At 28.5% G+C, this 22,781-nt stretch carries 24 protein-coding genes and 1 other annotated feature; of the genes, 13 read left to right on the forward strand and 11 right to left on the reverse strand.

The window, feature by feature from the left end:
• Window positions 1-181: thiamine phosphate synthase (locus Q0V15_RS04315; RefSeq protein WP_297436360.1), on the forward strand; the 181-nt coding region annotated here is incomplete at its 5' end.
• A gap of 41 nt (window positions 182-222) precedes the next feature.
• Here Q0V15_RS04315 and Q0V15_RS04320 read toward each other — a convergent pair.
• The 5 genes from Q0V15_RS04320 to Q0V15_RS04340 all read right to left on the reverse strand — a co-directional run bounded on the left by Q0V15_RS04320 (window position 223) and on the right by Q0V15_RS04340 (window position 4,944).
• Complete coding sequence (locus tag Q0V15_RS04320; RefSeq protein WP_297436362.1) at window positions 223-660, reverse strand: hypothetical protein; 438 nt, start codon at window positions 658-660, stop codon at window positions 223-225.
• 96 nt (window positions 661-756) lie between these two features.
• Window positions 757-1,467, reverse strand: a complete 711-nt coding sequence (locus tag Q0V15_RS04325) for an LrgB family protein (protein ID WP_297436364.1) — start codon at window positions 1,465-1,467, stop codon at window positions 757-759.
• A complete protein-coding gene (locus tag Q0V15_RS04330; protein ID WP_297436366.1) occupies window positions 1,468-1,845 on the reverse strand; it encodes a CidA/LrgA family protein in 378 nt (125 codons plus the stop codon).
• A 338-nt stretch (window positions 1,846-2,183) separates the two neighbouring features.
• A complete protein-coding gene (gene asnA, locus Q0V15_RS04335) occupies window positions 2,184-3,203 on the reverse strand; it encodes an aspartate--ammonia ligase (RefSeq protein WP_297436368.1) in 1,020 nt (339 codons plus the stop codon).
• 71 nt (window positions 3,204-3,274) lie between these two features.
• Window positions 3,275-3,521: a binding site (T-box leader), on the reverse strand.
• A 130-nt stretch (window positions 3,522-3,651) separates the two neighbouring features.
• Window positions 3,652-4,944, reverse strand: coding sequence for a D-alanyl-D-alanine carboxypeptidase family protein (locus tag Q0V15_RS04340; protein WP_297436370.1), 1,293 nt, complete (start codon window positions 4,942-4,944; stop codon window positions 3,652-3,654).
• Window positions 4,945-5,175: 231 nt separating this feature from the next.
• On the opposite strand from Q0V15_RS04340, the gene Q0V15_RS04345 reads away from it, so the two are divergent.
• Window positions 5,176-5,526, forward strand: a complete 351-nt coding sequence (locus Q0V15_RS04345; RefSeq protein WP_297436372.1) for a hypothetical protein — start codon at window positions 5,176-5,178, stop codon at window positions 5,524-5,526.
• 101 nt (window positions 5,527-5,627) lie between these two features.
• A complete protein-coding gene (locus Q0V15_RS04350) occupies window positions 5,628-6,194 on the forward strand; it encodes a hypothetical protein (protein WP_297436375.1) in 567 nt (188 codons plus the stop codon).
• A gap of 35 nt (window positions 6,195-6,229) precedes the next feature.
• Here Q0V15_RS04350 and Q0V15_RS04355 read toward each other — a convergent pair whose 3' ends face one another.
• Window positions 6,230-6,499: an acylphosphatase gene (locus tag Q0V15_RS04355; RefSeq protein WP_297436377.1), complete on the reverse strand. Its 270-nt coding sequence runs from the start codon at window positions 6,497-6,499 to the stop codon at window positions 6,230-6,232.
• Between the two features lie 173 nt (window positions 6,500-6,672).
• Here Q0V15_RS04355 and ndk point away from each other — a divergent pair, with 173 nt between their 5' ends.
• Window positions 6,673-7,062 (forward strand): nucleoside-diphosphate kinase, encoded by a 390-nt coding sequence (gene ndk / locus Q0V15_RS04360; protein ID WP_297436379.1) that lies wholly within the window; start codon window positions 6,673-6,675, stop codon window positions 7,060-7,062.
• Between the two features lie 144 nt (window positions 7,063-7,206).
• Window positions 7,207-8,268, forward strand: coding sequence for a GNAT family N-acetyltransferase (locus Q0V15_RS04365; RefSeq protein WP_297436381.1), 1,062 nt, complete (start codon window positions 7,207-7,209; stop codon window positions 8,266-8,268).
• A 30-nt stretch (window positions 8,269-8,298) separates the two neighbouring features.
• On the opposite strand, the gene Q0V15_RS04370 is transcribed toward Q0V15_RS04365, so the two are convergent.
• Window positions 8,299-8,622, reverse strand: a complete 324-nt coding sequence (locus Q0V15_RS04370) for a hypothetical protein (protein ID WP_297436383.1) — start codon at window positions 8,620-8,622, stop codon at window positions 8,299-8,301.
• A gap of 27 nt (window positions 8,623-8,649) precedes the next feature.
• Window positions 8,650-9,048 (reverse strand): YtxH domain-containing protein, encoded by a 399-nt coding sequence (locus tag Q0V15_RS04375; RefSeq protein WP_297436386.1) that lies wholly within the window; start codon window positions 9,046-9,048, stop codon window positions 8,650-8,652.
• Between the two features lie 185 nt (window positions 9,049-9,233).
• On the opposite strand from Q0V15_RS04375, the gene Q0V15_RS04380 reads away from it, so the two are divergent.
• Window positions 9,234-9,632: a hypothetical protein gene (locus tag Q0V15_RS04380; protein WP_297436387.1), complete on the forward strand. Its 399-nt coding sequence runs from the start codon at window positions 9,234-9,236 to the stop codon at window positions 9,630-9,632.
• Window positions 9,633-9,769: 137 nt separating this feature from the next.
• Here the strand turns inward: Q0V15_RS04380 and Q0V15_RS04385 are convergent, their stop codons facing one another.
• Both Q0V15_RS04385 and Q0V15_RS04390 read right to left on the reverse strand, forming a co-directional pair.
• The gene (locus Q0V15_RS04385; protein ID WP_297436389.1) at window positions 9,770-11,203 is read right to left on the reverse strand and encodes a sodium:alanine symporter family protein; all 1,434 of its coding nucleotides are present in this window, start codon (window positions 11,201-11,203) and stop codon (window positions 9,770-9,772) included.
• 335 nt (window positions 11,204-11,538) lie between these two features.
• The gene (locus Q0V15_RS04390; RefSeq protein ID WP_297436391.1) at window positions 11,539-14,052 is read right to left on the reverse strand and encodes a transglycosylase domain-containing protein; all 2,514 of its coding nucleotides are present in this window, start codon (window positions 14,050-14,052) and stop codon (window positions 11,539-11,541) included.
• A 152-nt stretch (window positions 14,053-14,204) separates the two neighbouring features.
• On the opposite strand from Q0V15_RS04390, the gene yunB reads away from it, so the two are divergent.
• Window positions 14,205-14,990: a sporulation protein YunB gene (yunB, locus tag Q0V15_RS04395; RefSeq protein WP_297436393.1), complete on the forward strand. Its 786-nt coding sequence runs from the start codon at window positions 14,205-14,207 to the stop codon at window positions 14,988-14,990.
• Window positions 14,991-15,107: 117 nt separating this feature from the next.
• Here yunB and hpt read toward each other — a convergent pair whose 3' ends face one another.
• Window positions 15,108-15,632 (reverse strand): hypoxanthine phosphoribosyltransferase, encoded by a 525-nt coding sequence (gene hpt / locus Q0V15_RS04400; protein ID WP_297436394.1) that lies wholly within the window; start codon window positions 15,630-15,632, stop codon window positions 15,108-15,110.
• Window positions 15,633-16,124: 492 nt separating this feature from the next.
• On the opposite strand from hpt, the gene Q0V15_RS04405 reads away from it, so the two are divergent.
• From Q0V15_RS04405 to Q0V15_RS04430, 6 genes are all read left to right on the forward strand, one after another.
• The gene (locus Q0V15_RS04405) at window positions 16,125-17,306 is read left to right on the forward strand and encodes a transposase (RefSeq protein WP_297436396.1); all 1,182 of its coding nucleotides are present in this window, start codon (window positions 16,125-16,127) and stop codon (window positions 17,304-17,306) included.
• 215 nt (window positions 17,307-17,521) lie between these two features.
• Window positions 17,522-19,309, forward strand: a complete 1,788-nt coding sequence (gene hflX, locus Q0V15_RS04410; protein ID WP_297436398.1) for a GTPase HflX — start codon at window positions 17,522-17,524, stop codon at window positions 19,307-19,309.
• 116 nt (window positions 19,310-19,425) lie between these two features.
• Complete coding sequence (locus Q0V15_RS04415) at window positions 19,426-19,833, forward strand: hypothetical protein (RefSeq protein WP_297436400.1); 408 nt, start codon at window positions 19,426-19,428, stop codon at window positions 19,831-19,833.
• A gap of 66 nt (window positions 19,834-19,899) precedes the next feature.
• Window positions 19,900-20,793, forward strand: coding sequence for a nucleotidyltransferase domain-containing protein (locus Q0V15_RS04420; RefSeq protein WP_297436402.1), 894 nt, complete (start codon window positions 19,900-19,902; stop codon window positions 20,791-20,793).
• Complete coding sequence (locus Q0V15_RS04425) at window positions 20,783-22,210, forward strand: PLP-dependent aminotransferase family protein (protein ID WP_297436404.1); 1,428 nt, start codon at window positions 20,783-20,785, stop codon at window positions 22,208-22,210. The genes Q0V15_RS04420 and Q0V15_RS04425 overlap by 11 nt, the downstream gene beginning before the upstream one ends.
• Window positions 22,210-22,781 (forward strand): YigZ family protein (locus tag Q0V15_RS04430; RefSeq protein WP_297436406.1); only part of this gene is annotated, 572 nt, incomplete at its 3' end. The genes Q0V15_RS04425 and Q0V15_RS04430, both read left to right, overlap by 1 nt.

Raw genomic sequence — 22,781 nt, forward strand, 5'->3', positions numbered from 1 at the left:
GATAGGATTTATTAGTGAAATTAAGAAAAAAACAAGTTCTAAAATTGTAGCACTTGGTGGAATTAATAGAAAAAATATATCTGAAATTATAGAATCAGAGGCAGATGGGTTTGCTATAATGAGTGAAGCTATGGAAAGTTCTGATTCGTATGAGGTTATAAAAGGATATCAAAATATATAATAAAAAGCTTGTATTTAAGACCATAAATACAAGCTTTATTATTATATATAGTCATATGAAAAAGAGTAATTTAAATCGCTTGTATCAAGTTTATCAAAATTAACAGTTCCATCTAAATTAGAGTATAAAATTACACGCACTCCATCTTTAGATTCTAAATCTTTTTGTAGTTCTATAACAGGAAATGTATCATCTAAAACAGTAATACCATTGGTATCAGTGGCTTTTATTTTGAAGTTCTTAATTTCTTTTATAGTATCTTTATGAGAGTTAATTAAATATGTATCAAGAATTAAAACATCAGAATTTTTATCGATTGAATTAATTACAAAGTTTAAATGCTCACCATTTAGATTAAAATTAGATGTGGTATAAACATTCTTAATTGTATTTTCCATAGCATGTGCATCTATTCCAAGGCTTAAAAATATAATTAAAGCTATCAAAAAAGCAAAACAAAGATTTTTAATTTGTTTCATAACATAACCTCCAAAGCTTATTAAAGATTAGTATGCCAAATAGAATATATTTTTATGCAGAAAAATAACTATCTCTAAAAAGAGATAGTTAAAATATTAATGTAGTCCAACTAAATGTGATAAAATAGCATATAAAGTTGGGGCTAGTACAACAACTGATAAACCAGCAACACCGATAGAAAGAGAACTCATAGCTCCCTCAGTATCTCCGATTGTAAGAGCTTTAGAAGTTCCTACAGCGTGTGAACAAGTTCCAAGTGAAATACCAACTGCAATTGGATGTTTGATTTTAAATATTTTTAATATAAATGGATAAACTATAGCTCCAGTTATACCTGTTACTATAATTGCCACAACTGTAACTGGTACAACTCCACCCATTGATTGAGATACTTGCATCCCGATAGGAGTAGTAATTGATTTAGGCATAAGTGATTTAATAAGTTGCGGGCTAAGTTTTAGGAAATAACTTAAAAAGAATATGTAAATAATTCCGATTCCACTTCCACAAAATATTCCAGTAATAATAGGAATAAAATGCTTCTTAAGTAAATTAATTTGTTTATAAAGTGGTACTGCTAAAACAACCGTAGCAGGTTGAAGTAAATCAGTGATAAATTGTCCACCATGATTAAATTGATTATAACTTATTTTGAAAGTTAATAAATATCCTATAACCAAAGCAATTGCTATAAGTAGAGGATTAAATAGTGCTATTCTTGTTTTTTTGTTTATTAAGATACCTATTTCAAAAGCAAGTAGGCAAATCATTATACTAAATAAAGAACTTTGCATTATATGATACATTTAGATTTCCTCCTTGTTATTCTTTTTTTTCTTATCCATTAATTTCATAACAGCTTGTACGATAGTACCTGTTACAGCCATGATTACCATTGTAGAAGTTATAACAACTATTAAAAGCTTTGTAATATTCCCATTAAGAACATTCATAGCATTTAAAACTCCAACTCCTGCTGGTATAAATAGAAAAGCAAGGTGATCTAGTAAAAATGTAGATATATTATCAACATTTTCAACTTTGACAACTTTAGTACATAATAATATTAGAAGAATAATCATTCCAAGGATATTACCAGGTAATGGTAAATGAAGTCCTTTAGATATGAAATCTCCTACAAAATATATTGCAAGTACAAGCAACATTTCTCTTAAAAGCTTCATAAAAAACCTCCGAAAATTTTATTTATGTAACATAATTTTTTTATAAAATTAGTTACCATTAATATTCTAGTATGATTATAAGAAAATGTATAGTATAAGTGGAGAGTGCTACAAGCTAATAGGCAATAAAATTACTCATTAAAGTAATTTAGGGTATAGTTATAGCATTAGGTTTAGCTTTCATATGAAATACTAGCTTTTAGGCATTAATAAAGAAATATATGAGTTTTATAAAAATTCATATATTTCTTAATAGTTTAATAAAATAAAAGTTAAAATGTATTATATTACAATAAAAAATAGGGAATTAGTAGCAAATACATATTTACATATCTTTTTTATAGTAAATCTATATTGTTTTTTGAACATATTTCTATCATTTCATCATCCCAAATTGAACATTGAACTTCACCTATATGAGCTTTTTGTAAGAAGTACATACAAATTCTAGATTGTCCAATTCCACCACCAATAGTATAAGGTAGTTCACCAGCTAATAGTTGTTTGTGGAAAGGGAAGTCCTGTCTATTTAAACAGTTAGCAAAAGTTAATTGCTCTAAAAGTGCTTTTTCATCAACTCTTATTCCCATTGAAGATAATTCAACAGCTTTATCAAATAAAGGATAGAAGAATAAAATATCACCATTTAAGTTCCAGTCATCATAATCAGGACTTCTTCCATCATGCTTTTGCCCAGAAAGTAGAGGATAACCAATTTTACTAATGAAAACTGCCTTTTTTTCACGACATATAGCATCTTCTCTACCTTTTCCATCAAGCTCTGGGAACATAGTTTCAAGTTCTTGAGATGTTATAAAAAATATATCTTCAGGAAGTTGTCTTGGAAGTTCAGGGTATAGAGAACAAATATAATTTTCAGTTCTTTTAAATACACTAAATATCTTTTTAACAATAGTTTCTAAAGTTTCAGTAGTTCTCTCAGCTTTAGTTATAATTTTTTCCCAGTCCCATTGGTCAACATAGATAGAATGAAGATTATCAAGATCCTCATCTCTTCTTATAGCATTCATATCAGTATATAAACCTTCACTATATTCAAAACCATATCGTTTTAAAGCACTTCTTTTCCATTTAGCAAGTGAATGTACTATATCAACCTTAGAATCTTTAATAGCCTTCATATCAAAGCTTACAGCTCTTTCATTACCATTTAAATCATCATTAAGACCTGTGCTTTTTAAAACGAATAGTGGAGCAGATACTCTTGTTAAAGAAAGCTCCTGTGATAATTCACCTTCAAAAAAGTCCTTAACTCTTTTTATTGCAACAGCAGTATCTTTAAGAGAAAGTGATGATTTATAGCCTTTTGGTAAAATTAATAGTTCGTTTGTGTTCATAGTATAACCTCCATAGAATATATAAAAAAATTTAACGTCAAAATAAAAAAGACCCCTCGTTCTAGTAATATTACTAGGACGAAAGGTATTCGCGGTGCCACCTAAATTGCTTATATAAATAAGCCAGCTTGATAAGTACAGAAAAGTCGATACTTTCTAAAGATAACGGTATAGTGCCGTCTAAATCTACTAAGGGTTAACCTTTTCGGTTAGAAACTCAGGGAGGTTATTCATAAAAGGTTTCTTGTAAGACTTCCACCGTAACTTACTCGCTATAAAGAAAAGACTTAAATTACTTTTTCCCATCAAAGTTTTTCTAATGTATTAATATGAATTTTATCAAAGGTAAGTGTTAATGTCAATTAGAAAATTTAAATATATAAGTATAATAGTATAGTTACTAGATAAATGTTACAAAAAAATAGAAGGTAAAACCTTCTATTAAAAATTATTTAAATATATTTTTCCTTTTTCTAAAGAAACTTCTACGTCTTTTATGTTTATTTTTTATAGTAAGGAATAACCATACAAAAATTGATATTATAGCAATAACACTAGCAATTCTAGTGAAATAATAGAAAAGATTTTCTTTTATTATACTAAAGTTTGATATTTCAGCACTTGCAGTAAATTCAAGAAGGCTACCTTTTTCACTAAAATTAACTTTTAGGTCATCAGCACCAGCAATTTTCCATGCATTTAAATCTTTTGTATTTACAGAAACACTTATATCCTTAGCATTTATAGAATTATCATAACGCATAATTTCATCATTTATAGTAATTGGTATTTTTATAGTATTCTCTTTTCCAAAGAATCCAAATGTTTTATATTTAGCTTCAACTTCAGCTATTTGCTCACCGATTTCTTTATATTTAATTTTTTTAGCTCCAAAGCTATAATCTATAATTGTAGCCATATCATCAAAAACCTGAGTATCAGTTGCACCATATTCTGAGTTTAAAACAATTCCAAGTAGTGTTCTACCATCTTCTTGATAAAAAGCAAGTAGGCAACGACCAGCAGGTATTGTGAAGCCAGTTTTCCCACCTATATTACCATCTTTTCCAAGAAGTTTATTTCTATTTTCTATGTTAATTCTTTTTTGACTTTTTATAAATTGTATTTGAGCTTTTTCAGTAGCCATAGTTTCTTTTATCCACTCATTTTCTAGCATAGCTTTACCCATTAAAGCAAGGTCATAAGCAGTTGTATAATGATTATCATTATGAAGTCCATTAGGATTTTCAAAGTTTGTGTTTTTTAAACCAAGGTCTTTAGCTCTAGAGTTCATAAGTTTTATAAATTCTGAATTACTACCAGAAACATAATCAGCAACCATATAAGCTGAATCATTAGCTGAGAATAAAAGAAGTGCATTCATTACATCAGCACCACTAAGAGAATCACCAATAGCAATAGGTCCATAATTTGCACTTAGTGAATATTCAGGTTGTATTTTTGCACTTTCTGTAAATGGTATAATAGCATCTTTAGTAGCATTTTCAGCGAAAATTAATGCAGTCATTAATTTTGTAATACTTGCAGGATATCTTTTAGTATCAATATCTTTAGCATAAATTATCTCACCAGTTTTTAAATCCATAGTTATAGCTGATTTACCAACTATACTGGGTTTATCAAGTGTAGTTGCAAGGACTGTTGCGCTAGGAAAGTAAGAGAACATAGAACTTATTAAAAAAATAAGTAGTCCACATATCAAAATATTAGTTTTTTTCATATAAATCCCCTTTAGTTGTTTAAATTTTACAGAATTAGTATATCATTAAAATAAATGCAAAAAATTAACAAATTGTAAAAGTAAAATTAATGTAAGAAAAAGTAATAATTTGTTTTGTTTAAAAATTTTATTTTAAGAAATAATTATAAATGGGTATAAAAAAAAGAAAAAAATTATATACTATATAAAATCAGTTGTGAAATGGTTTAAATTTAATAGGTAGGTGATTATATGGAAAGCAAAAAAGAAAATATATACTTTTATACAATGGTTCAAGATAAGAAAGGAATAAAAAGTAGCGATATTTGCTATGGCATAGATTATAATAAAAATGATAATCTGTTTAAAACAATTTTTGATGATGAAGAAATCTTTTTTGAGGTTTCTGGTGATGTAAGTCATGATGAGCGTAGTATATCTTTTAATACAGCAGATGAAAAAGTTGTTAGACTAAGATATTTAAATTTGCCATTATATGATAGCCTAAAAGGTTATCTTATAAATTATAACTCACCCAATTTGAACAGTGATAGAGAAGTACAAGAATATTTTAAAAGTAAAAAACAGGATTTTAAAATTTAATTACTTTAGCACAGATGTTTTCTGTGCTTTTTTTTGTTTATTGTAAAATTTTGAAATTTAATTTATAATTGCATATTGTAGGACAAAATGGAGGTGGGTAAGTGAAAGACTTAATAGTTAATGATATATTAAACGAAAGAGAAATTGGTAGTATAATACCACTTTTAGTTGAACTTGAAGGTGAAGATGTACCTATATTTTTTGTAAAAGATTATTCAGATGTTTTAGAAAATTTAAAAGAAACAGATGTAATGGCATTAAAAAATGCAATACTTGGTACGGATAACTGTATTTTATTTTTGATTATGTTTAAATTTGCCGATAGTTTTGAGACAACATATGATGTATGGTTTAACTATGGAGAGATATGGCATAGTGAATTTTTAAATAAACTTAGGACAGCCTCAAGGATGATTATAGACTTTAGAAATGAAGATAACGAAAGAGTAAAAAGTATAGAAATTGAAAATACAGTTTCTCCAATATGTATAGAATATATAGATAAGTGTAATGAAACGATTATTACAAAAGGTATAAAAGAAGATAATATCATAAGCCTTATAAAGAAAAAAAGATTTGAAATATGGGATTTAGATATTGCGAATGAATTTCTAGATGATATGTTTGAAGAGTATGAGAGTATAGAAGAACTTTGGTATGAATTGTAAAAAAAACTATGGATTTCATAGTTTTTTTTTGCTTTTTAATACATGTTGAAATTTTTTTCATTATGGTTTAAGGGAATATCTGTAATTTTAATGGAAGATGTTTTACAAAAGCCATTACCCTTATATAGTATATTTATAAGTTTATCAATATCAGATAAATTTCCTTGAACTTCTACGAGAACATCACCATTATCTAAATTTTTTGCAAAGCCAGTTAGCATTAAACCATTACAAGATAGCTTATTGAAAAATCTGAACCCCACACCTTGGACCTTCCCTTTAATTATTAAACTTTTTCTTACCATGTATAAATAACTCCTTATTAGTGAATAAATATAAATAAATATTATCAGAAAAATATAAATTTGTATGCTAAAAGCTTAAAAAAAAAAATATTAATTTAAAATTAACAATTTGAACTAATAAGTAATAGGATATATAATAAGAAAATAAATTAATTAGCTAGGAGATGAATCGAATGGAAAGAAGTTTAGTTCTTGTAAAACCAGACGCAGTAGAGAGAAATTTAGTTGGAGAAATAATAAACATTTATGAAAGAGCGGGACTTAGAGTTGTGAATATTAGAATGGAACAAGTTTCACAAAAGAAAGCAGTTCAACATTACAAAGAACACGAAGGAAGAGATTACTTCGAAGGTTTAATAGCATATATAAGAAGAAGCCCATTAGTAGCTTTAGAGTTAGAAGGTGAAAATGCAATTGCTATTATAAGAGAATTAAATGGAGCAACAAAAAATCCATCTGAAGGGACTATTAGAGAAAAATATGCCCTTTCATTTAGAGAGAATTCTGTACATGCATCAGATTCACCAGAAAGTGCTGAGAGAGAAATGGCAATTTGGTTTTAAAAATTAAGCTATCTATTGAAATAATTTCAATAGATAGCTTTTTCTTTTAGAAAAAAGTTTATTTGATATAACATAAGATTATAAATGTTGAATGTATGGTATAATTTTACTTATAGAATATAAGCTTTGATTGGATGTGATTTTATGAGTAGTAAAAGTGAAGAATATAAAAGATGTGGAAATCTAGTGTACATAAAAAAACCTAAATTTGGAGAACTAGAGTTTACAAAAAAACTTTGGGCAGATTATGCCACTATGAAAGATATTGGTGGAGTATATGAGTTAGGGGATAGGCATAAAGCTACATTTTTCAAAAAAATGATTAGCCCAACAGATGGTAAAAATTTTTACTGTCTAGTATATAGAAATGACGGAGTTCCAATAGGTGAAGTAAGTTTTCATGGTTATGACTCAGCAAATAAGATTGCAAGATTAAATGTTAAGATACAAGCATTGTATAGAGGGAATGGATATGGAAGCGAAGCCATAAAACTTTTATTAGAATATTATTTTTATGAGTTTTCAGGTGAAGTTATAGTAGAAAAAGCTAATAATAAAGTAGCAGAAAATACACTTATAAAACTTGGATTTAAAGAAACAACACCTAAAAGTTACAGACTTAAAAAACAGGAATTTACGGAAAAAAGAAATATAAGTAAAATAGAAATTGGAATCGTAGCATTTAATGGTGTAAGTTTATCAAGACTTGGATTTATAGCAGAGTGTTTAAGTAAGTGTGATAAAGAAAAAATTGGTGCTGTAGAGATAGATGTAATATCAAAAACTGAAATTGTTAAAAGTAATATTGGATTGGAATTTAAAGTAGATGAAATTCTTTCTTCAAGAAAGAGATATGATGTTGTAATATTTTTGGATGGAATTGATATAATAAAAGAAAATGAAACAACTAAAAAAATATTCAAGAAAATGATAGATAGTTCAAAAAATGTAGTTGTAATGGATTCAGCTATATCGATTTTATTAGAACTTGAATATTTAAAAGGTATGAAAGTTATCTTAACTAAGGAGCAACGAGAAATTTATAAAGAACAATTATGGAAAATAAATTTTGTTGATAGTCATTATATAGATAATGGGAAGTTTCTTCTTTTAAAAGGTGCTAAAGGAGTTATGGAAGGCAGTATGTATCTTTTAGAAAAATTATATGGTAAAAATAACACAGATAAAATAAAAGATAGTATATAAAAAAAGCTAGGATACGCCTAGCTTTTTTTTTTACTTTCTTGAAAAAACACCCATTACTATATTAACGATATCTTTTAGCGTTTCAAGTTGTCCTGCAAGATTTTCCTTAGCAACTATAACATCAGCGGTAGTTTCTGTAACTACATCACTAATATCCTTAGCATTTTCAGAAATATGTGCAACATTTCCAAGTGTTTGATCAAGGTTATCCTTATTTGAGCTAATTAAAGAATTAACATTTTTAAGAACCTTTATTAAATTTATTAAAGCGATTATTAAACATACAAGAGCGATAGCAACAAGTATTCCAAGTAGTCCCCATAATAAATCTGAAGTATTAAGTGTAAATGTCATAAAATCCTCCTCTTAATTTATAAAAAATTAAGCTTGTACATCATCAGAATTTTCATTTGTAGCAGTTTCAGTAACTTGAGTTTCTTCAATAGCTTCAACTTCTTCTGAGTTTGATTTTTTGTTTTTTAAGTAGCCTTTAATTTTACAGTTAGCATCTGTAAGGTTTTCTTTTTGTGATTTAATAGTTTCACTTAATTTAACCTTAGCATCAGAAGCTTTAACTTTTAATTTTTCATTAGCATCTATAGCTGTATTTTTTATATCTTCTCTAGTTTCTTTTCCAGATTTAGGAGCAAATAATAATCCACCAATAGCTCCGATTGATGTTCCTATAGCAGCAGCTATTCCAACAGTTTTTGCAGTTTTTGCCATTGCTTGTCTTTTCTTAGCTTTTCTTTTTTCTTCTAATAATTGTGATAATCTCATTAGTAGACCTCCTTAAAATTATGATATCCTATATATACATTATAGCCCAAAATATATCAATAATAAACCAGAACTAAAAATATACTTATATTTAGTCAAAATAGATAGAAAAATATAAATAAGTTTGAAATATTATGCAATAAAATTTATAATATATATATTATTATTAAAGAAAGGATATAAAAATGCTTAAGTTTAAAATAGAAAGTGATAAATTAGGAACTTTGAAGTTTAGAGCTGACATAAGCGAAGATTTGAAAGAGAACTTAATAGTTAAAAGATTATTATTTGAAAGTAAGATAGTGAAATCTAATAAGAAATACCCGTGCATAATCCCTATAAAATATTTGCTTCCAGTAATTCAAAATGTGCCAAGTGAATTACTTATAATGGATGAAGAAAGTATAGATAATTTTTTAGAATTTTCTGATGAATATGATGAAATTTTTTATTATGCTGCAAAAGCTACTTCAGGATATATGAAAAAGTGGAGAGAGGAAAGTTGTCCTAGAATATTTAAAGTAGTAATTGAAAAAGATATTATGAAGGTTAGTAAAGAAATAGCATTTGAGAGATTAATATAGATTGAAAATTTGAAATTAATAATTTAAAAATAAAAGAAAAAGTGGGATGTATCAAAATTTGATACATCCCACTTTTAGATAATTGCTTACAAGGTATTAATAGCCTAGAAGCAGTTAAGTAAAAATTTATATATTGTTTAATTCCAATGGTCTGTATTTTTAACTTCTGGTATTGTAGAAGCTTTAAATACAGGTTCTTTTATACCTTGTTTCTTTTGACTTCTATAATCATCAAGTGCTTTAAATGCAATTTTTCCAAGTAGAGCAATTGCTATCATATTTAGAATTGCCATGAGTCCCATAAAGAGATCGGCTAAATTCCAAACAAGTTCTACTCTTGCAACAGCTCCAAATAGAACCATAGCAACAACAAGGAATCTATAGATATTTAATATAGTTTTATTTTCACCACACATAAATTCAATGTTTGACTGTCCATAATAGTAGTTACCAACAACCGAACTAAATGCAAATAATAATATACAAATAGCTATGAAGTAAGTTCCAAATATTCCAAGGTGTGATTCAAGAGAGTATTGCGTCAATTGAACACCAGTAGGATTAACTACGCCATTAGCAGCAAGTATTGAATCAAAGTTAACCTTATCTCTTATAAGGATAATAAATGCTGTACAAGTACAAATTACAAGAGTATCTGTAAATACTCCAAGTGTTTGAATAAGTCCTTGTTTAACAGGGTGAGAGACCTCAGCAGTAGCAGCCGCATTTGGAGCACTACCCATTCCAGCTTCATTAGAGAATAATCCTCTTTTAACACCTTGCATAATAGCAGCACCTAAAAGTCCACCACCAGCAGCTTTAAAGTTAAAAGCACCACCAAATATTTCACCAAACACTGATGGAATATGAGTTATATTCATAAGAATAACTACAATAGCAACTAAAATATATGCAACTGCAAATATAGGCACTATTATTTCAGAAACTTTTGCAATTCTGTGAACTCCACCAAATATAACAATGGCTGTTAAAACTGCAAGACCAATTCCAACATATAATTCATTAACTCCAAAAGCAACAGAGAATGATTGAGATACTGTATTAGATTGAACAGCATTAAATATAAATCCAAAACAGATAGTTATAAGTATAGAGAATAATACTCCCATCCATCTTTTATTTAAGGCTCTCTCCATATAATAAGCAGGTCCCCCTCTAAAACTATCTCCATCTTTAACTTTGTAAATTTGTGCAAGTGTGCTTTCTACAAAACTAGAAGCAGAACCAATAAGTGCTATAAGCCACATCCAAAAGACAGAACCGGCACCACCAACAGAAACTGCGATAGCTACACCAGCAATATTTCCAGTACCAACCCTAGAGGCTGTACTTATACAAAAAGCTTGAAATGATGAAATTCCTTTTTTTTCTTTATCCTTAGAATCTCCAAATCCATCACCAAGCAATCTAAACATTTCTTTTATATATCTAAACTGAACAAATTTTGTTTTAAAAGTAAAGTAAATTCCGAGTGCTAGTAGTGAAAAAATTAACACATAGCTCCAAAGAACATCATTAGCACTAACAACTAACTTATTTAATAAATCCATAAAATAATACCTCCTATATTGATGTATAAATAAAAAAATAGTCCCTTAATATATTAAAATTGTAATATATTTCGACAAATATTGCAAGGAGATAACAGAGAAGTGTCATATTATTTATTTTTAAATTATTTATTATACTTTAGAAATAAATATAAATGGCTAAAAATAAAGCTTTTCAGTTAATTGCTAGAAAATATAAAAAAACATAAATGCAATTTTATTTATGGAATAAGTTAAAAATGTTTTAAGGGTACAAATATAGTATAAGCAATTTATAAAAAACTATAATAAAAAGGCGATAAATAAAATTTATCGCCTTTAAATATAATATAATCTTACCCAACAGCTGGAGGAGTAGGATTTGGTGGTGTAGGAGGAGTTACTGGAGGAACAGGAGGTAGTGGATTAGGGGGAACAGGATTTATAGGAGGAGTTGTAGCTCCACCATCTGTATCAGGTTCCACTGTTCCATCACCATCAGGTGTAATTCCACCATCAGGATTTTCTAAATCTGGATCTTCAGTTTCTTCCACTGGAATTTCTGTCATAGTATCAGCAGCACTTGGTGCTAAATACTGATAATCTTTAATTCCAACACCACGATGAATATAATCTTTTTTTATGAAAACTCTTTCTTCTATTAAAGAAGCAGGAGTATTTGCATTAGCAAGCATATTGTTAAGTTTATTAATTTTTACAGATACATGATTATCACAATATGATTTTGGTTGTGAACCAGGAAGTCCAAGTCCACTAACAACTCTACTACCACGAGAATCTCTAGAGCATAAAGCAGTTGGAATTAATCCAGAGTCTGCACATGCTGTAATATTGATAATTCCAGTAGGTCTTTTAATTCCACTAGTTTTTGCAAGACCTGCATGTGCTGGATTCATTATTTTACCAAAAAGCTTTCCAGCTGTGTGCGTACTACCACCTGGAAGTGGTTGAGGCTTATCATATCCAATCCAAACAGATGCAGAATAATAAGGTGTAAGTCCAGAGAATAAATAACTTTTATTATCTGTTGTTGTTCCAGTTTTTCCAACAGTTGAAATTCCAGAAACATGAGCTGTTGAAGCAACAGAACCACGCATCATATCATATAATATATAAGCAGTTTGCTCAGAAACAGCTTGAGTTTTCTTTGGTTCAGCCTTTAAAATAACTTTACCAGTAGAGTCTTTAACCTCTGTGTAAAGTGTCCCTTCTGTAACAATACCACCATTACCAAAAGCGCCAAAGGCATTTGCCATTTGATAAGCATTTCCACCATCGGGTTCATTTGCTGCGTTTTGGAATTCACCAAGTGCAGTAGCAGATATTGTTTTAGATCCTTCTCCATATGTTAAGCCAAATTTTTCACCATATGAAACGGCTGTTTTAAGTCCAACTTTATCAACTGTTTTAGCAGCTATAGGGTTAAGTGATCTTTTAATACCTTCTTTAAGTGTTGTATAACCACTAAAACCACCACCATAGTTATTTGGTCCAGGGCTTCCATATCTTTTTTTAAGCTCAGGCTCAAAAGGAGCATCATCAAATACTGATACCGTATTTAAAAGTTTTGTATCAATAGCTGGTGCATAAGCAGTAAGTGGTTTTGATGATGAACCAGTAGATTTTAAAACATCATAAGCTCTATTAAGTGAAGCGCCAGGTTGATCACCACGCCCTCCAACCATTGCTTTAACTTGACCAGTTTTATAATCAGTTATAACGGCTGAAGCTTGAAGTGTTGGAATTCCATCTTCATTAATAATATCAGAACCTGGTATACCAAGGTTTGATCTGTTATTAAGTACCTCTTGAGTTGAATCTTGAAGTTTTCTATCCATTGTTGTGTAAATTTCAAGACCACCTTTATCAACCATATGTTTAGCTTCTTCTTTTGTGTAACCAAGCTTAGAAATTAAATCTTCTTCAACTTGCTCAAGAGCAGGTCTTGTGAACCATTCATAATTAAAAGAACTTTTACGTACTGTTTCTGTAAATACAAGTTTTCCACCATCTAAGTCGGCAATCGCTGTATTATGTTCAGAATCACTTATTTTCCCAAGTTCTAGCATTTTAGATAAAACAGTTTTAACCCTTGTAATATAACGGCTTGGGTCTGCAATGTTCTTTTCTGTAAAAGCATCTAGTGAACCAGGTGATTGTGTAATACCAGCAAGATAAGCTGATTCAATTAAATTAAGTTCACTAGCATTTTTATTAAAATATCTTTGAGATGCAGTTTCAACACCATATTGAATACCACCTAAAGGTATTGTATTTAGGTAAGCAGTTAAAATTTCATCTTTAGACATTTGATTTTCAAGTTCTATTGATAAGTATGCTTCCTTAATCTTTCTTACAATAGATTTTTCATTTGTAAGAACAGTATTTTTTATAAGTTGCTGTGTAAGAGTAGAACCACCTTGTAGTGTATCACTCCCTGAAAGCACAGATTTTACATTGAAAACAAAAGCACCAAGTATTCTTTTGACATCAATACCTTGATGGTCATAAAATCTTTCATCTTCTATAGATACATAAGCATCTTTAAGTACTTGTGGTATATCTTTAGAATTTAATAACTCTCTTTCTTCATCACTTGTCAGAGATTTATCCATTATTTTTTTATCTGAATCGTAAATAGTTGATTGCTCGGCAAGTCCAGTTACTTGTTTAAGGTCTAAAGGTTCAGTATCCTTAATAACTGCAAAAGCATAGCCTGCAACTGTAACAATAGCTGTAAGTACTAAAAACATTAAAGTTAGAGAAACAATTTTAAAAATCTTCTTCCCCTTAGAGTTATTTCGCTCACTTCTTTTTTTAGGTTTCTTTTTATTTCTGTCTTCAGTCATAATTTCCTCCTAATTTAATTTTTTAAGTTTAAAGTATTAATTTTTAATGAATTAACTTTAAACACCCCTTATATCTATTAAAAATACAAAATATTCTATATTATTATAGCATATTAATAATAGAAAGAAAAAGATAAAAGTGGGTGAACAATTTGTATCTAAAACAAAAAAGAAGTAAATATGTAATTGAATATAAGATAAGATTATATATTTCTTTACTTGTAATAAGTCTTGGAATTATATTTATAAGTTTTATATATTATTTTGACAAGGTAATAGCACCAACAGTTTTATTAGTTGCAGATGCTGAAATGAGAGCGAAGGCGGTGGACATAATAAATGATAATATAGGAAATATTTATACTGATGGATTTGTTTATGATGAAATTATGGAGATTGATAAGGATGAACTAGGAAAGATTACAATGGTTCAAGCAGATACTATAAAATTGAATGCTTTAGCTACAAAAGTTGCAATAGAAGCACAAAATGATATAGAAGATATTGGTACGGTAGGAGTGAAGATACCTTTAGGTTATGCTATGAAGAATAATATTTTAGCATATTTTGGACCATCTATAACAGTTAAAATGGAGCCGATTGGTAGAATACAAACAAGTTATGAGTCAAGTTTTGAAAGTGCTGGTATAAATCAAACTAGACATAAGATTTATATAAATCTTATAACAAATTTAAAAATAGTGTTACCTATGCAAAGTAGAGAAGTTGAAGTTAAACATCAAATTCCAATAGCAGATAATTTGATACTTGGAGAAGTACCAAGAACAAGTATAGGTGTGGATGCTATAAAAGAAGCAATGACAGATGATTACGATCAAAATGGAACTGAAATAGAGGAGAGTACAAATCCACTTGAAGATGCTGGAGATATAACTCTTCCTGATTTACCAGAGCTTGGAACAGATTTTTTAGATTAGGAATATAAAATTGAGAAATAATTGAGTTGATAAGTTACTATTCAAATTAAAAGAGAAAATAAATAAAGGCTATATTAAGTAGAGAAAAATATCTACCTAATATAGCCTTAAAACTTATTAATTTTCCCAGTTAAATATATATGGTACATTTCTATAGAAATCACCATAATTTAATCCATAACCAACAACAAATAAATCTTCAATTTCAAAACAACAGTAATCTGGTGTTAAAGATTTAGTTCTTCTTGATGGCTTATCTAGTAAAGTACATATTTTAATAGAATTAGCTCCAAGATTTTTAACATGATTTACAACATAATCCATTGTAATTCCTGTATCAATAATATCATCAACAATTAGAACATCTAATCCTTTGATGTTATCTGGGATATCATTTACAACTTGTACATTTCCTGTACTTTCTTCTCCATGTCCGTAACTTGAAGTAGTCATAAATCCAACTTGAACTTTTCCATCAATTGCTCTAACTAAATCAGCAGCAAATATAAAACTTCCTCTTAATAATGAAAGTACATATATTGGCTTGTCTTTATAATCATTAGCAATTATTTTACCAACAACTTTAATTTGTTTTGCTATTTGTTCTTCTGTAAGAAGAATATTTCTTTCTTTATTATCCATGGTGAAACCTCCAAATTTTTATATAGTAATATAATAAATGTAGCTTGCTGTAATAGACAGAGTCTATTTACAATATTGTATTTATATTATAAAATTAATAGAATATTGTCAAGAATATACTTAAGTTCTTTAAAATACAAAAATGAGATTAAGGATAGTTATTGAAAATATAAATGAATTTAATTAAGTGTGTTAAAATGTACTCAAAGGCGTTAATTAACATAAACACTGAGAATATGCCAGAACTATAAATATAGTCAATTTGCAAAAGAATAAATATATCTGTTAAAGCAGTAGCAATACAATGTTAGATAGAAATAAGTTGCTTGTAGCTAAAAGAACTCTTACTGGTAGAAAATATTATACTTATGACAAATATCTTGAATATAAAGTTTTTGATATGAAAACAATAGTTTAAGGTATAACTTTATATTTTATGTAAAATATATGAAGTGAAAAGGTATAAGAATAAGCTAGAGGAGGATAAAGAACTTGCTAAAAGCTTTCAAAACAGAGATAAAACCAACAGAGCAACAGAAAAATAAAATAGAGCAAAGTATAGGAGTTTGTAGATATTTATACAACTCTTATGTAGCTAAAAATATTGAATTGTACAATGACTTTAAAGAAGAAAAAATTGATAAAAAAGATGCTTTTATGAGTGCTAATAGCTTTGATAAATATATTAATAACGAAGTTAAGATATTGGAAGAGTTTTCATGGATAAATACTAGTGGTTCTAAAGCTAGGAAAAAAGCTATGTGTGATGCAGAAACATCCTTTAAAAGATTTTTTATAGGACTTAGTGGATTTCCAAGATTTAAAAAGAAGAAAAATCAAGATGTTAGTATTTATTTTCCAAAGAATAATAAAACTGATTGGAAAATAGATAGATATAGATTAAAGATTCCTACTTTAAAATGGGTAAGGTTAAAAGAATTTGGTTATATACCTACAAATGGTATTGTTAAAAGTGGTACAGTTTCTAAAAAAGCTGGAAGGTATTTTGTATCAGTATTGATGGAAGTTAAAGAAATAATTAACTATAAGCCTTATTCTTGTGGAATTGGAATAGATTTAGGTATTAAAGATACGCTGATAGCAAGTAATAATATAAAGTTTGAAAATATCAATAAGGCTTCAAAAGTAAAAAGAATAGAAAGAAAACTTAATAAAGAAAAAAGAACTCTTTCAAGAAAATATGAAAGTTTAAAATTAAGAAAAAATAAAGAAGAAGGAGAAGTTACTAGACAAAATATCCAAAAACAGATAGTTAAAGTACAAAGATATTATCAAAGGTTAACTAATATTAGGAAAGATTATAATAATAAAATAGTTGCAGAACTTGTGAAAATCAAACCAGTTTTTATAACTATTGAAGATTTAAATATTAGTGGAATAATGAAGAATAAGCATCTATCAAAAGCAATAGCAAAACAAAAACTATATGATTTAATAACTAAACTTATTTCAAAAGCTAAACAAAATGGAATAGAAATAAGACGAGTGAGTAGGTGGTTTCCATCATCTAAACTCTGTAATAGTTGTGGAAATATAAAATCTGATTTAAAACTATCAGATAGAATGTATAAATGTGATTGTGGCTATGTGTGTGATAGAGATTTACAGGCTTCATATAATCTAAGAGATTGCAAAGAATACAAAATTATCTAATATAAAATAGATATTTGTATATGTACGGATGGCTAGTTCGGAGTTTATGACTGTGGAAAAGTAGAGAACAAAAACTTTACTTTTATGTGAATTACTTTAGTGTTTACATAGTACTATATCAAATTGGAGTAGCTTCGGCAAAACAAGGTGCGAAGAAGCAGTAAAAATCTCGATATGGATATATTTGTCTATATTTTGAGTAGCAGTGATTTAGTATGATATATGGAAAAACAAATGGTGTTAGAAATACTATGATTAATGAACTAGAGAAGATTTATGATATGGTTGTTCCAAAACATAGTGTTTGTACACAAGAAATAGTAAATATAATAGCAATGGTTAGTAGTTATATTGATAGAGAAGTAAGTGTAGCTATAAACAGAAAAGGTAAAGTTATTAGTGTTGCAATAGGGGATTCTACAAGCGTTGAGATTCCACTTATTGATATTAATGAGAAGAAATTATCAGGAATTAAGATAGTACATACTCACCCAAATGGAATTTGTAGATTATCAGCACTTGATGTATCAGCACTTTTAAAGTTAAAACTTGATGCAATTGTAGCAATTGCTCTTGAAGATGAAAAAGTTAAAGATTTATCAGTTGGTTTTTGTACAGTTTTAAATGATGTTCTTTTATGTGAAGAATATCCACATGTAACAACAGAACAGGCACTTAGCATTAATGCACTTGATAAGATTACTCATATCGAGGAACTTATTAAAACAAGTGATGCAAGAGAAGATGATAGTGAAAAAGCTATTCTTGTTGGAACTGATTCACAAGATAGTTTAGTTGAACTTAAAGAACTTGCAAAGGCTTGTGATATTCCAGTAGTTGAGGTTGTATATCAAAACAGAAGTAAAATTGATACTGCTTTCTACATTGGAAAAGGAAAAGCATTTGAGGTTGCAAGACTAAGACAAGAACTTAGAGCAAACTTAATTATATTTGATGATGAATTATCAGGTTCACAAGTTAGAAATCTTGAAAGTGCTACAGGGGTTAAAGTTATAGATAGAACTACTTTAATTCTTGAAATATTTGCAAGAAGAGCTAAAAGTAGAGAAGCAAAAATTCAGGTTGAACTTGCACAGCTTAAATATAGAACTGCAAGACTTACAGGACTTGGTACAGTTTTATCTAGAACAGGTGGAGGAATTGGAACAAGAGGTCCAGGAGAAAAGAAACTTGAAATAGATAGAAGAAAAATTAGAGATGAGATAGTGGAACTTCAAAAAGAGCTTAAGAAAATTAAGAAAACTAGAGAAGTTCAAAGAGAGAAGAGAAATAAGCAAAATATACCACAAGTTTCACTTGTTGGATATACAAATGCAGGTAAATCAACTCTTAGAAATACTATTTGTGATTTTGCAGCACAGGACAATCAAGTTAAGGCAAAAGTATTTGAAGCAGATATGTTATTTGCTACTCTTGATACAACAACAAGAGCTGTAAATCTTCCAAGTAATATTCCTATAACTTTAACTGATACAGTTGGATTTGTTAAAAAACTTCCACATGAACTTGTAGAAGCTTTTAAATCAACTTTAGAAGAAGTTATATACTCTAATATACTAGCACATGTTGTTGATGCATCTTCAGAAGATGCAGAGTTACAAGTTGAAGCAGTTGAAGAAGTTTTAACAGAACTTGGAGCAATGGAGAAAGCAACTATTTTAGTTTTAAATAAAATTGATTTAATTTCAGAAGAGAGATTAAATGAACTTAAAGAACTTTATAAAGATAAATATAAAGTTGTAGCTATTTCAGCAGTTGAAAGAATTAATCTTGATGATTTATTACTTGAAATTGAAGATCAGTTACCAGATAAACCAGTTCTTAGAGAATATATGATTCCATATAGTGACCAACAAGTTGTTGCATATCTTCATAGAGGTGCAAATATCTTAGAGGAAGATTATAGAGATGATGGTACTTATATTAAGGCACAGGTTGATAAAGAAGTTAAAAACAAATGTGTGAAATTTGAAATAAAGTAATGTAAATATATTAGAAAGCTATCATAATTAAAATGGTAGCTTTCTTTATTTTTATGAATTTTTTCATTTACTTAAAATATAGATATTATGTGATTAAATTTTAGGTGGTGGAATATTTGAGTAGTAAAAATAATGAGAACAGTGAGATTGAGTATAAGAGTGAGTTAGAATGTTTAAATGAAAAAATTTCAGAGCTTGAACAGACATTTGATAATATTAGAAGACTTAATGGTAATTTAGCATCTTTAACTATAAATGAAACGTATAAAAATTTTTACGATTGGAAAGTTAAGCCAGCGGTTGATATTGTTGCACTTATGAGTAGTTCAGCAGCTAATATGGCAAGTGTTGCAAATGATTTTGCTAGTAATGTATATTCAAAGAAGCATGAAGTTAGGAAAGCTTTGAAATTATCAGAAAAGCTTATAGATCAGACCGAGATAGGACTTGAATTATGCAAAAGAGAAATTGAATATATGCTTGAAAGTAGTGGAAATATTGATTTATATAAAAAGGATTCATAATAGGTTGTTACAAAGAGTGAAAAAAATTATAATAATAGATAGTAGAGAAAATAAGGAGGCGTAGCTTTGAAAAGTATAAAGGAGTATCAACATGCTTATAATGGAGTAATTGAAGACTTAGCTAGTAATAGTGATGTTTTAGGAGTAACTGTATTTGGAAGTATAATAACAGGAGATATTTGGAAAAATTCTGATATAGATATGTTTGTTATATTAAAAGATGAAGCATGCTGTATGAAGGATGTTTTTGGAGAAAAATATGGAATAGATGTTCATATGAATTTTTTATCAAAAAGTGAGTTTATAGAATTTAGAGATAATTTTATAGGTGGAGGAAAATTACATAGGAAACTTGTGTCATCTAAGCTTGTTATAGGCAAGGATTTAGATGTTGTTGATAGATATAATTATTATAAGTTTTTAAATGCAACAGATAAGGATAGATGGAACCTTGCTTATCTTGGAGATTTAATAAGGGCTAAAGGTTTATGTGATAAAGCTATAAGTAATGGTAAAAGTTATAATGCTATTTACAGTGCATTAAAGCTTGGAGAAAGTATTGCTAAAATTTACCTGAATATAAATGGATACTTAATAAGTAGCGATCCTCTTACAATGGCTATAAATCTTGATGATGAGTTTAAAGAGTGTATTGATAAAGTTGTAGAACAAGGTGGGAAGCCTGCAATTGAAAATCTTATTGATTATACAGAAAATTTTCTTTCAAAAAATATAGAAAAAGTTTCAAAACTTTTAATTAATATAATAAAAAAAGAAAAAGAAGCATTAAGTATTGAAGAGTTAAAAGGTAAAAAAGAATTTAAAACAGTTTCTATAGAGTTTGATAAAATATTAAGAGAATTAGCTATTAGAGAAATAATAAAAAGAAAAACAAGGACTTGTTACAGTAGTGAAGGGCAAAAGATTATAGAGGAGTTAACATATTATTATGGCAAGTAAGAATTATGAGAAATTTATTTTAGAGTTTAAAGAGGAAAGTCATAAATATATTGATATAGCTGAACATATAAAAAGTCTTATAGAAGATGGTTCTGTTATAGATGGTGAGAAAATGCCAACTATAAGAGGGCTATCTGCCTTCATAAAAGTTAATAAAGACACTATTATAGCAGCATATAAGAAACTTTCACAAGAGGGATATTTATATCAAAGTCAGGGAAGCGGAAGTTATGCAAGAAAGAGAGAGTCTATAAAGAGCTTTAGAAAGGAATATAATGAAATTTTTCAATCACTAAGTATGGGTGATAGAAGTGAATTTATAGATTTAACATCAGAGATAATTAGTCCTAACTTCTTTGAAGTAGACAAGCTAAAAGAAATATTTAATGAAGTTTTAACAAGAGATGGAATACTTGCTTTAAGTTACAATGATTCACAAGGTTATAGCAAACTTAGGGAAGTTATAAATAATGAGTTTTGGGATGGAAAAAATTCGCTTAGTAATATGTTAATTACATCAGGAGCACAGCAAGGAATTGATATTGTTTCAAAGGCTTTAGTTAATACTAATGATTGTGTTGTAGTTGAGAAACCAACATATTCAGGGGCACTTGCAGTTTTTAAACTTAGAAAAGCCAATGTTTTTGAAATAAAGATGGAGTCGGATGGTATGGATGTTGATGCACTTGAGAGGATTCTTAAAAAATATAAAATAAAATGTTTATATACTATGAGTTATTTTCAAAACCCAACAGGAGTTACTTGTAGTTTAGAGAAAAAGAAGAGAATTGTAGAACTTGCTAAAAAGTATGATTTTTATATATTAGAAGATGACTATTTATCAGAGCTTAGATATGAAGATGATTTTGATCATATTCCATATAGAGCATTAGATGAAGAAAGAGTTATTTATATAAAAAGTTTTTCAAAGATATTTCTTCCAGGTGTTAGGGTTGGATATCTTATAGCACCAGATAAATTTTCTGAAACTCTTGAACATACAAAAGCTAGTAGTGATATATCAACATCAAGTTTGATGCAAAGGGCATTAGAGCTATATATTAGTAAAGGATACTGGAAAACACACATAGAAGTTTTAAATAAAGAGTATTCTAATAGATATGAGTTTGTTTTAAATCTTATAAATAAAAAACTTGGTGAATATGTTAACTTTGTAAGACCAAGAGGTGGTCTGAATATATTCTTAGATATTAAGAAAGAAGTAAATATTGATGCAAAGGAACTTTTCTACAAGCTTATTGAAAAGAAAATAATTATAACTCCAGGGATTCTTTATTATCATAATCCAAAAGGTGGAAAAAAAAGCTTTAAAATTGGTTTTTCAGAGATTGATTATGAGAAGATAGAAAAAGGAGTATCTAGTATAGAAGAAATTCTAGCAGAAAGGATGAAATAATGAGTAAATATATAACAGTTAAAATGAGAGCAGAAGATAGTTTTCAGGAAAAAAAATCTGAGTTTATAGGATATGTAAAAAGAGTTGAGTCAGAAGAAGAGGCAAAAGAGTTTTTAGCCGAAATAAAATCTATGCATAAGCAGGCAAGGCATAATTGCTTTGCTTATGTAATAGGTAAAAATATGGGGATACAAAGATATTCAGATGATGGAGAGCCACAGGGAACAGCAGGAATTCCTATTCTTGAAGTTATGAAAAAGCAAGGTATAACAGACTGTGCAGTAGTAGTTACAAGATATTTTGGTGGGGTGCTACTTGGAACAGGTGGACTTACTAGAGCTTATACAAAGGGAGCGGTTATTGCAATAGAAGCTGCTGGAATTGTAGAAAAGGTTGATGGAACAAGAGTTGCGATTGAAATAGAATATGATTTATATGGAAAAATTCAATATATTTGTGGTCAAAATAGTTGGCATATAGAAGATACAGAATTTACTGATGGAGTTAAAATTTATATTTTAGTAGAGGATAGTAATCTTGAAACTTTAGAAAATGAAATTACAGAAGTAAC

The organism is uncultured Clostridium sp. (assembly GCF_947036855.1).
Taxonomy (GTDB): domain Bacteria; phylum Bacillota; class Clostridia; order Clostridiales; family Clostridiaceae; genus Sarcina.